This window comes from Chamaesiphon sp. OTE_75_metabat_556, assembly GCF_031378165.1.
Taxonomy (GTDB): domain Bacteria; phylum Cyanobacteriota; class Cyanobacteriia; order Cyanobacteriales; family Chamaesiphonaceae; genus Chamaesiphon.
In genome coordinates, this window is the sequence record NZ_JANNDR010000092.1 from 1 (window position 1) to 3826 (window position 3826).

General features: G+C 47.3%; 4 protein-coding genes and 1 pseudogene. 1 reads left to right on the plus strand and 4 read right to left on the minus strand.

What is annotated here, in order from left to right; genetic code table 11:
• Positions 1-40: 40 nt before the first annotated feature.
• The gene (locus RMO27_RS04200) at positions 41-1255 is read right to left on the minus strand and encodes an RNA-guided endonuclease TnpB family protein (RefSeq protein WP_309729411.1); all 1215 of its coding nucleotides are present in this window, start codon (positions 1253-1255) and stop codon (positions 41-43) included.
• 29 nt (positions 1256-1284) lie between these two features.
• On the opposite strand from RMO27_RS04200, the pseudogene tnpA reads away from it, so the two are divergent.
• Positions 1285-1677: pseudogene (tnpA, locus tag RMO27_RS04205) on the plus strand (IS200/IS605 family transposase).
• 30 nt (positions 1678-1707) lie between these two features.
• Here the strand turns inward: tnpA and RMO27_RS04210 are convergent.
• From RMO27_RS04210 to RMO27_RS04220, 3 genes are all read right to left on the minus strand, one after another.
• A complete protein-coding gene (locus RMO27_RS04210; RefSeq protein WP_309729413.1) occupies positions 1708-2775 on the minus strand; it encodes a tRNA-dihydrouridine synthase family protein in 1068 nt (355 codons plus the stop codon).
• Between the two features lie 386 nt (positions 2776-3161).
• Complete coding sequence (locus tag RMO27_RS04215; RefSeq protein ID WP_309729415.1) at positions 3162-3392, minus strand: hypothetical protein; 231 nt, start codon at positions 3390-3392, stop codon at positions 3162-3164.
• Positions 3393-3467: 75 nt separating this feature from the next.
• Positions 3468-3629 (minus strand): hypothetical protein, encoded by a 162-nt coding sequence (locus RMO27_RS04220; protein WP_309729416.1) that lies wholly within the window; start codon positions 3627-3629, stop codon positions 3468-3470.
• Between the last annotated feature and the right edge of the window lie 197 nt (positions 3630-3826).

A 3826-nucleotide genomic window follows, 5' to 3' on the forward strand; every position in this document is an offset into this window, starting at 1 on the left:
TTTGACATCCTCCTCGCTGTGAACAGACGAGGATTCCCTGTTACTTAGTTCGAGTTCGATCTAAGTTAGAGTAGGTTGACGTCTCATCGGAGATTGCTACTTTAAAAGGTAGTCTGACATCGCCTCCACGTCCAGTTTGAGTCTCGGATTGACCACCCGCGACTTGAATTATGTTCCGGCTAGCGTTTATGTCTCGATCGTGAATCGCTCCACAAAACAGGCATTCCCACTCGCGAACTTTGAGTTGCTTCTTGCCGCCTTTCTCGCCGCAGCACGAGCATTTTTGAGAAGTTGGTTCCCAGCGGCTAATTACTCGCAAATCGCGCCCGTACATAGCAGCTTTTGCCTCAAGCATCGTCCGAAAACTTCGCCATCCCAAGTCGGATATCGTCCGAGATAACTTACGGTTTTTGACCATACCACTCACATTTAGATCCTCTAGCGCGATAACTTGATTTTCGTTAACGATTCTAGTGGATAACTTGTGCAGAAAATCTGTCCGAATGTCCTTTATTTTGGCATGGATTTTAGCGACTCTGAGCCTTGCCAGCTTGAGTCGATTGCTGCCTTTTATCTTCTTCTTGAGGTTGCGCTGCGCTTTTTTTAAGCGGCGCAATCTGGATTTAAGCGGTTTAGGAGCTTTAACCTTTTCGCCCGTACTAAAAGTTGCAAAATCAGTTATTCCTAGATCGATTCCAACACTTTGACCATTGCCTGGGAGAGGAGTTGGATTGATTTCGACCACAAAACTCATGAAGTAGCGATTTGCCGCATCTCGAATTAGCGTGACACTGCTTGGAGCTGCTGGCAGAGGACGGCTCCACTCGATTTTAAGCTTGCCAATCTTAGCTAAATAAACTGTCCGCTCGTTGACTTTAAAACCGCCAACTCTAAATCGACAGGATTGAGCATTCAAGCGTTTCTTGAACTTAGGCGGATTAACCTTCTTGCCTTGTCTTTTCCCACTACAGGACTTGAAAAAGTTCTGATAGGCTGTTCCTAAGTCGCGAATGGACTGCTGCAAAGGAATATTGGAAGCCTGACTTAGCCATTCTCTAGCTTGAGTCTTTTTAGCCGCAGTAATAAATTGCTTTTGAAGTTCGGATTCGCCTGGGTATTTAACTCCATCTCGATAGGATTGATTGCAGAAATTGAGTGCATCATTCCACACCACTCTGACACATCCAAACAACTGATTGAGTGCGCTAATTTGGGTGGGCTTAGGGTAGACGCGATATCGAAAACGTGCTTTCATGGATCTGAGTATCTCATTTGGTCTGAAATATGGCAACACAATACCGAAGAGGTAGACACAGCGTTACAGACTTAGAAGTTCATTTGGTCTTCGTGACCAAATATCGGCGAAAAATATTCACGCAACAAGTCTAAACTTGGCTGCGTAAATCATTTATTGAGGTGGCTAGGAAGATGGATTTTAAAGTGGTGGAATGCAATGGCGAAGCCGACCAGATCCATCTGTTAGTTGAATACCCACCCAAACTATCTATTTCGGTAATTGTGAACCATTTGAAGGGAGTTTCGAGTCGCTTCTATCGGAAACAATTCCCTTCTCCCCATAAAGATCACCTCTGGAGTCCAGCCTATTTTGCTGTCTCTTCTGGTGGGGCACCAATCGAAGTCTTAAAGAAGTATATTCAGGGGCAAAAGTCGTCCTGAAGTGCGAGGCTTGAATCCCAAATATTTTGGTCAAGCTTCGCACTGCGGACGCGCAAAGAGTCCGATATAAGGCTCCGTCGCAAATATCCGTGCGCCGCCATCAGCAGCCTCACCAAGCAACTCGCGATCGCAGACGCCAAATAGTTCAGCTTCAGTCTGGGATTTACGCATATCTCGCAGGAAGATCCCCTCGGCATCCACACTTTGCCCGATGTAATTGAGATACATCTTCAGATGGCTGACGCGCGATCGTTCGGGGATTGATTTACCGAGCTGCATCTGGTGCAATCGATCGATATAATCCCGTACCTGCTCTAGCGTAGTGCTTTCAGCCGCTTGTCCAGCTAATATCTGGCGAATTTGTCTAAAAATCCAGGGATTGCGGATCGCAGCACGCCCGATCATCACGCCAGCGGCTTGCGTATGGGCGAGCACGCGCATCGCGGTGGCTGCCGAACTGACATTTCCATTCGCCAATACCGGACAGCGCAATTTTTGGACGGCATGGGCAATAAGGTCATAATCGACGGTGCCGTGATACATCGCTTTGACCGTGCGACCGTGTAAGCTCAGCAGATCGATGTCGTGTCGATCGATTATCTCTAGAATTCGATCGAATTGACTGGTATCCTCAAAGCCAACCCGCATTTTTACTGTCAATCGACCGCTAACTACCGATCGCAACTCGCCTAAAATCCGATCGATCGTCTCAGGATCGCGCAACAAGCCGCCACCGACATTCTTCCGATACACTCGCGGAGCCGGACAGCCCAGATTCAGATCGATCCCCGCAATCGGGTAGCGACTTAGCAACCTGGCCGTTCTGACTAAATCGGGAATGCTCTCCCCAATCATTTGTGCGAACACCGGATAACCCGTCGTGTTTTCGGTAATCGATCGCAAAATATATTTATCCAGTCCAGAATCCCGATGTACCCGAAAATACTCAGTAAAAAAGTAGTCGGGACAGCCGTATGTCGCGATCGTCTGCATAAAGTGAATGTCCGTTACATCCTGCATCGGTGCTAAGGCAGTCACCGCTGGGATCGCGTCGCAGGTGGGATCGATCGGTGTCGGTAGCGGATTGAGATGTGTCATGTGCTGTGATGAAAATGCTTGAGGTGATGGGAACGATCGTCTAGCCCCATCTAGAAACGATTATGACAATAATTGCTAATTTTGTTTGAACCAGGCGCAACTCATCTCATGTACTGCAAGCATTACAGGCTTTTCGGATATGACAAGGCAATTTTTAGGGGGCTTATGGTCGAAAGATTTAGCAACATTAAATAATTGATAAACGGTAACCGCTTATTAATAAGTAGCTACCGTTTATCAATAATAGATAGACCAATTCAAGCCCGTCGAAATTTGAATTATCACACTCTCAAAGCCCGCACTCCTTCGTCAATGAGGAATACGGGCTTTTAGTTTAACAACCATGCGTTCCCCCCGATCGAGACACGAGTACTTGTCGAAAACGATTACATCATGCCCCAATATTCAGGCTTGACCGAATCTTCCATGGCCAGCAACCAGGCAGCAAAATCAAATCCAGCTACTACCCGCCAAATTTGCACCTGGGCAAACTGTCGCTCTTGGCGACGACTAAATAGCCACCGATAGCTCCAGTAGCTCAACGCCACCCACCGTAGATAGCGACGCTTGAGCCAGCGGAGGGGGTTGTGCCGAAAAGACTTGAGTTCTCCAAGCATTGGTGACTTTAGTACGGATTTTGGTCGGATATTAATAATTATGACAATAATTTGCGCGATTTAACGAAATCCGCTTTAAATTCGATCGAGATTCGCGATCGCAATATGTGGTTTAGAATAGGTAGCGGGGAATCGAGTGCCGATGTAACAAACACCATTGTGACTCAGTTTGTCGATCGATCCACCATTCAGCCGCAGTGCGATCTCCACGACGATCGATCGCTCAGGTGTTGGCACCCTCCCATTGCTGGCGGACATCCGCTGTGGAGCAGATCGTCTAGTCCTAATGTCTGACAGTTAGCGTTTACGATTAATATGTATCAATCTTCCGCCCGCAAAAACTTTTTAGACATTTTAAGCGATCCGACGGCGATCGCTATTCTCGCCTCGATCGCTCTACATGCAGCAATTGGTGCAACCTTCCCATTCTTCAC

Bases quoted from the DNA above. Each gene is read 5' to 3' on its own strand.
- RMO27_RS04215 (WP_309729415.1), bottom strand. From the start codon at position 3,392: ATGCTTGGAGAACTCAAGTCTTTTCGGCACAACCCCCTCCGCTGGCTC.
- RMO27_RS04200 (WP_309729411.1), bottom strand. From the start codon at position 1,255: ATGAAAGCACGTTTTCGATATCGCGTCTACCCTAAGCCCACCCAAATT.
- RMO27_RS04210 (WP_309729413.1), bottom strand. From the start codon at position 2,775: ATGACACATCTCAATCCGCTACCGACACCGATCGATCCCACCTGCGAC.